Here is a 6114-nt window from a genome sequence, read left to right on the forward strand (position 1 = left end):
CTTGCTCGCGTTCACAGTTGGGCCATCCTTCGGCGGCGTACGAGGTAGATGAAGACGGGGCCGCCGATGAAGGTGGTGACCACCCCGACCTGGAGTTCGGCGGGCCGGGCGGCCACCCGGCCGATCACATCGGCACCCAGCACCAGCACCGGCGAGAGCACCGCGGCGTACGGCAGGATCCAGCGCAGATCAGGACCGGTGAGCGCGCGCACCAGATGCGGCACCATCAGCCCGACGAACGCGATCGGCCCGCAGGCGGCGGTCGCCGCCCCGCACAGCAGGGTGACGGCCAGCATCGACAGCGCCCGGGTACGGCCCAGATGGGTGCCGAGCGCGCGGGCGGTGTCGTCGCCGAGCGCCACGGCGTTCAGCGGACGGGCCAGGGCCAGCGCGAGCACCGATCCCACCAGCAGGAACGGGGCGACCTGCTGGACGATCGTCATATTCGCGGAGGCGAGCGAACCCACCATCCAGAAGCGCATCTTGTCCAGCGCCACCCCGTCCAGCAGCTGAACGGCGTTGACGTAGCCGTAGAGCGCCGCGTACACCGCCGTCCCCGCGAGCGCGAGCCGCACCGGGGTGGCCCCGCGGCTGCCGCCGAGCGCGTACACCAGCACCGAGGCCACGGCGGTGCCGAAGAAGGCGAACCACACATAGCCGGTGAGCGAGGTGATGCCGAGGAAGCTGATCGCCGAGACGACGGCGGCGGCCGCCCCGGTGCTCAGGCCCAACAGCCCGGGATCGGCCAGCGGATTGCGGGTGAGCGCCTGGATGACCGCGCCGGAGAGCCCGAGCCCGATGCCGACGAGCAGCCCGAGGACGGTGCGCGGTACGCGTACGTCCCGGATCACCACATCGCTGTTCTGGCCGCTGTAGTGGAACAGCCCGTGCCAGACATCGTCCAGGGGGATCGGTTTGGCGCCGATGGCGACACTGGCCGCGAGGACCACGAGCAGTACGGCGACCGAGGCCACCAGCCCGGCCGCTCGACGCGCGGTGCGGCGCCCCGGTGGCGCAGTCGCTGTCTCGGTCCCGGCTTTCGCCGGACTGACCAGGGTCACGCGGAACTCCACCTCACTGCACGGTCGATCAAGGCTTAGGTTAGGTTACCCTAAGCCTCACCGGCCGCACCCGGTCGGGCACCGGAACCGCGAGGTCACCCCACCGGCCCGCGCCGGGCGGTTCACCACCCCAGTCGGGCCAGAGCCTTCCCCGTCCCGGCGGAGCTCACACCGTCACCCGCCGCCGTCCAGGCCGCCGCGCACAGCGCCCGCAGCCCGTCCACCGGCTCCTTGCCCTCCCCCTCCAGCAGCAGCGCGCCGTCCCGTACCCGGGCGGTCCAGCCACCGCACCGGAACGTGTCCCGGGCCTCCGCCCCTCCGGCGGACTCCACCGCCGGCTGGGAGCCGAGCAGCCCCCTCAAGTCCCGGTCCACATAGGTCGGCCGGTGCTCCGGCCCGGCCGCCAGCAGCTGCGCCGCGTCCGTCACCCCGGTCAGCACCAGCAGCGAGTCCACCTCACCCGCGTAGGCACCCTCGATATCGGTGTCCAGCCGGTCCCCGACCACCAACGGCCGCCGGGCGCCGGTCCGCAGGATCGTCTCCCGGTGCATCGGCGGCAGCGGCTTCCCCGCCACCTGCGGGGACGCTCCGGTGACGATCCGTACGACCTCGACCGCCGCGCCATTGCCCGGTGCGATGCCCCGGCCGCTCGGAATCGTCAGATCCGTGTTGGACGCGAACCAGGGCACCCCCCGCCCCACCGCGAACCCCGCCTCCATCAGCCGGGACCACGGCAGATCCGGTCCGCCGTACCCCTGTGCCACCGCCGCCGGATCGTCGTCCGCCGACTCCACCGGCGTCAGACCGCGCTCGCGCAGCGCCACCCGCAGTCCCTCGCCGCCGATCACCAGCACCCGTGCGCCCGACGGGAGCTGCTCGGCGATCAGCCGGGCCACCGCCTGCGCCGAGGTGATCACGTCATCCGGTTCGGCCGGCACTCCGAGCCGGGTCAGATGCTCGGCCACCGCCTGCGGGGTGCGCAGTGCGTTGTTGGTCACATAGGCCAGCCGCATTCCGTCGTCCCGCGCGGTGCCCAGCGCCTCCACGGCGTGGTCGATCGCCTCACCGCCCGCGTACACCACCCCGTCGAGGTCCAGCAGGGCGGTGTCGTACACCTCGTTCAGCGGACGCTGACTGCCCTCGGGCCGGGTCCGGACGGCGGTCTGGTTCATGGACGGACACACTCCTCGCAGATCTGTGCGCTTCTCCCCCGATCATCGCCCATCCCCGTCCGGGGCATAGCATTCTCAAATGAGCATTCCAGGGCCTGGCGGGCAAGGTCTCCAGCTCACCCCGTTCCGTGGGCTGCGCTACGCGGCGGAACGGGTCAGCAGCATCGCCGCTGTCACCTCCCCGCCCTATGACGTGGTAGTTCGGCCCGACGGTCTGCGCGAACTCGAGACCGCGGACCCCTACAACATCGTCCGGCTGATCCTGCCGCAGGCCGGAACCCCGGCCGACCGGCACCGGCAGGCCGCCGAGACGCTGCGCCGCTGGCAGGCCGACGGCGTCCTCGCCGCCGACCCGGAACCGGCGCTCTACATCTACGAACAGCGCGACGGTCCGGCCCTCCAGCGCGGTCTGATCGGTGCCCTGCGGCTGAGCCCCCGCGAGGAGGGCATCGTCCTCCCGCACGAGGAGGTCATGCCGCACGTCGTGGCGGACCGCGCCGATCTGATGCGCGCCACCGCGGCCAATCTGGAACCCCTGCTGCTCGCCTACCGGGGCAACGGCGGGGAGAGCGGTGCCGCCCATGTCATCGAACGGGCGGTACGGGGCGAGCCGTTGCTGTCCACGACCACCGAGGACGGCATCGACCACCATCTGTGGCGGCTCACCGACCCGGCCGACCTCATCGAGATCGCCGAGGACCTCCGCGGCCGCCAGGCCCTCATCGCCGATGGCCACCACCGCTGGGCCACCTATCTGCGGCTGCGCGAGGAGCGGCCCGAACCCGGCCCGTGGGACTACGGACTCGTACTGCTCGTGGACACCGTCCGCTACCCCCTCCGGGTCCGGGCCATCCACCGGCTGCTGCGACGGCTGCCGCCCGCCAAGGCGCTGGCCGCCGCGAGCCACGCCTTCCGGATCCAGGAGGTCGACGGCCCGCTGCCCCGCGCCCTCGACGCCCTGGCCGACGCCACCGCGGCCCAGCCCGACGGCAACGCCTTCCTGCTCACCGGGGACGGACGCTTCCACCTCATGGACCGCCCGGACGCGGAGTTGCTGGCCCGGACGGTGCCCGGCGGACGGCCGGAGGCATGGCGCACCCTGGACGCGACGGTCCTCCATTCCGTACTGCTGGACCATCTCTGGAACGTCCCGGACGCACCCGAGCACATCGGCTACATCCATGACACCGAAGCCGTGGTCGAGCAGGCGGAACGGCTGGGCGGCACGGCGGTGCTGATGCACCCGGTGAACGAGGACGTCGTCCATGACCTGGCCCGCCAGGGCGTCGCCATGCCGCACAAGTCGACGTCGTTCGGACCGAAACCCGCGACGGGGCTGGTACTGCGCAGTCTGACGCTGGGCTGATCCCGGAGGGAATCAGCCGGACAGAGCAAGAGGGCGGAACCCGTGGCACGGGTTCCGCCCTCTTGTGGTGCGCTCGTCAGCGGTCGTCGCCGTCCTGAGGCTCGTCGCTGTCCTGCGGCTGGTCGGCGACGGGCTCCGCGGACGCGGGCTCGCTGTCGGCCTCGGGGGCTTCTGTGACGGTGACGGTGACCGTGACCGTCTCGACCTCGTCCTGGGCGGCCTCGTCCTGAGCCGCCTCGTCGGGGTCGAGGGCGTCCACGAACTCCACACCGTCCAGCTCCGCGAGCCGGTCCGACGCGTCCGTGGTGCCGCCCTGGTCGGCCTCGAGTGCCTTGGCGAACCACTCGCGGGCCTCGTCCTCACGGCCCACGGCCAGCAGCGCGTCGGCGTACGCGTAACGCAGCCGCGCGGTCCACGGCTGGATCGAGTGGGACGCCAGCTCCGAACTCTGCAGGGTCACCACGGCGGCGTCGGCCTGGCCCATGTCGCGCCGGGCGCCGGCGGCCACCAGCCGCATCTCGACCTGCCCAGCCCGGTCCAGCTTCTGCACCTCGGGCTCACCGGCCATGGCGAGTGCCCGCTCGGGACGGCCCATGCCACGCTCGCAGTCGGCCATCACCGGCCACAGCTCCGTGTTGCCGGTCATCCGCCGCGCGGCCCGGAACTCGGCCAGTGCTTCGGAGTACTTGCCGACGGCGTACGAAGCGAACCCGGCGGCCTCGCGCACGGCGGCCACCCGGGAGGCGAGCCGCAGGGCGATGCGCGCGTACCCGTAGGCCTGCTCGGGCTCGGTGTCGAGCAGCTTGGCGACCATGACGAGGTTCCTCGCCACGTCCTCGGCGAGCGTCTTGGGCAGGCTCAGCAGCTCCTGACGTACCGACTTGTCGATCTCATCGCCGGTCACGTCGTCCGGGATCGGCAGCCGCTTGATCGGCTCACGGTCACCGCGCTCCCGGCCCCGGTCGTCACGGCGGCCGTAACCACCGGAACGGTCATCGCGACGGCCCTGGAAGCCACCGCCGGAACGGTCATCGCGCCCACGGCCCGGGCCGCCGCCCTGACCATAGGGACGACGCGGTCCACGGTCATCACGGCGGTCGTCACGCCGGTCGTCGCGGCGGAAGCCGCCGCGGTCGTCATCACGACGCGGCCCACGCGGACGATCATCACGCCGATCGTCGCGACGGTCATCGCGGCGGTCGTCCCGACGGAACGCAGGCCGGTCATCACGGCGGAACCCACCACGGTCATCACGGCGATCATCACGCCGATCGTCACGACGGAACCCACCACGATCATCGCGACGGTCATCACGGCGGAAGCCACCGCGGTCGTCATCACGACGCGGACCGCGCGGACGGTCATCGCGGCGGTCATCACGCCGATCGTCACGACGGAAACCACCGCGGTCGTCACGCCGGTCGTCACGACGGTCGTCACGACGGAAACCACCACGATCATCGCGGCGATCGTCACGGCGGAACCCGCCACGGTCGTCATCCCGACGCGGCCCACGCGGACGATCATCACGCCGATCGTCACGACGGTCATCACGGCGGTCATCGCGGCGGTCGTCCCGACGGAACGCAGGCCGGTCATCGCGGCGGAACCCACCACGGTCATCACGCCGATCGTCACGACGGAACCCACCACGATCATCGCGACGGTCATCGCGACGGAAACCGCCACGGTCGTCATCACGACGGAAACCCGGTCGGTCATCGCGACGGAAGCCGCCCTGGCGAGAGCCACCGTCACGGTCGTCCCGACGCGGACCACGCGGACGGTCGTCACGACGGTCATCACGGCGGTCATCGCGCCGGAAGCCACCACGATCATCGCGGCGATCGTCACGGCGGAAACCGCCACGGTCGTCATCACGACGCGGACCACGCGGACGGTCATCACGCCGGTCATCACGGCGGTCATCGCGCCGGAAGCCACCACGGTCGCGGTCACGGCGGGGGCCGGAGTCGCGGAAGTCCCGCCGGTCGCCGCCGTCCCGGCGGCGCGGCTCGCGGTCCGACCGGTCGTCGGGAGAGTTGGTGGACATCGGCGTGACTCCTGTCGTGAGGTACTCGGTCATTCTCCTGCACCGGTCTCACCGGTGCGGGTACAGCAAAAACAAAAAAGGACCCTTGGTCCCAGCGTTGAACGCTGGGACCAAGGGTCCTCCAAAGATTGTTCGGCGGCGTCCTACTCTCCCACAGGGTCCCCCCTGCAGTACCATCGGCGCTGAAAGGCTTAGCTTCCGGGTTCGGAATGTAACCGGGCGTTTCCCTAACGCAATGACCACCGAAACCCTATCGGGTTCTAGCGAACAAGCACACTTTTCAATTTATAAAGTGGAACTGATTCACCGGTGCGACTGTTCGCAACCCGGGAACCACACAGTGGACGCGAGCAACTGAGGACAAGCCCTCGGCCTATTAGTACCAGTCAACTCCACCGGTCACCCGGCTTCCATATCTGGCCTATCAACCCAGTCGTCTACTGGGAGCCTTACCCCATCAAG

At 70.8% G+C, this 6114-nt stretch carries 4 protein-coding genes, 2 rRNA genes and 1 pseudogene; 1 reads left to right on the forward strand and 6 read right to left on the reverse strand.

Features of this window, described 5'->3' with window-relative positions; genetic code table 11:
- Positions 1-11 precede the first annotated feature (11 nt).
- Together NMK44_RS18130 and NMK44_RS18135 are read right to left on the reverse strand one after the other, a co-directional pair.
- On the reverse strand, positions 12-1061 hold the full coding sequence (locus NMK44_RS18130; protein ID WP_254744248.1) for a FecCD family ABC transporter permease: 1050 nt from the start codon (positions 1059-1061) through the stop codon (positions 12-14).
- A 122-nt stretch (positions 1062-1183) separates the two neighbouring features.
- On the reverse strand, positions 1184-2233 hold the full coding sequence (locus NMK44_RS18135) for an HAD hydrolase-like protein (RefSeq protein ID WP_254744250.1): 1050 nt from the start codon (positions 2231-2233) through the stop codon (positions 1184-1186).
- Positions 2234-2312: 79 nt separating this feature from the next.
- On the opposite strand from NMK44_RS18135, the gene NMK44_RS18140 reads away from it, so the two are divergent.
- Entirely contained in the window at positions 2313-3599 is a 1287-nt protein-coding gene (locus tag NMK44_RS18140; protein ID WP_254744252.1) for a DUF1015 family protein, read from the forward strand.
- Between the two features lie 76 nt (positions 3600-3675).
- On the opposite strand, the gene NMK44_RS18145 is transcribed toward NMK44_RS18140, so the two are convergent.
- The 4 genes and pseudogenes from NMK44_RS18145 to NMK44_RS18160 form a co-directional block, all read right to left on the reverse strand.
- Positions 3676-4530, reverse strand: coding sequence for a tetratricopeptide repeat protein (locus tag NMK44_RS18145; protein ID WP_254744290.1), 855 nt, complete (start codon positions 4528-4530; stop codon positions 3676-3678).
- Positions 4531-4689: 159 nt separating this feature from the next.
- A pseudogene (locus NMK44_RS42700) lies at positions 4690-5514 on the reverse strand (hypothetical protein); the annotation flags it as partial.
- A 268-nt stretch (positions 5515-5782) separates the two neighbouring features.
- Positions 5783-5899 (reverse strand): 5S ribosomal RNA (rrf, locus tag NMK44_RS18155).
- Between the two features lie 109 nt (positions 5900-6008).
- Positions 6009-6114 (reverse strand): 23S ribosomal RNA (locus NMK44_RS18160); the annotation flags it as partial.

It is taken from the genome of Streptomyces cucumeris (assembly GCF_024295805.1).
GTDB classification, from domain to species: domain Bacteria; phylum Actinomycetota; class Actinomycetes; order Streptomycetales; family Streptomycetaceae; genus Streptomyces; species Streptomyces cucumeris.

What these genes read in the sequence shown, in the direction of transcription:
- NMK44_RS18140 (WP_254744252.1), top strand. Translation starts at nt 2,313, where the DNA reads ATGAGCATTCCAGGGCCTGGCGGGCAAGGTCTCCAGCTCACCCCGTTC.
- NMK44_RS18135 (WP_254744250.1), bottom strand. Translation starts at nt 2,233, where the DNA reads ATGAACCAGACCGCCGTCCGGACCCGGCCCGAGGGCAGTCAGCGTCCG.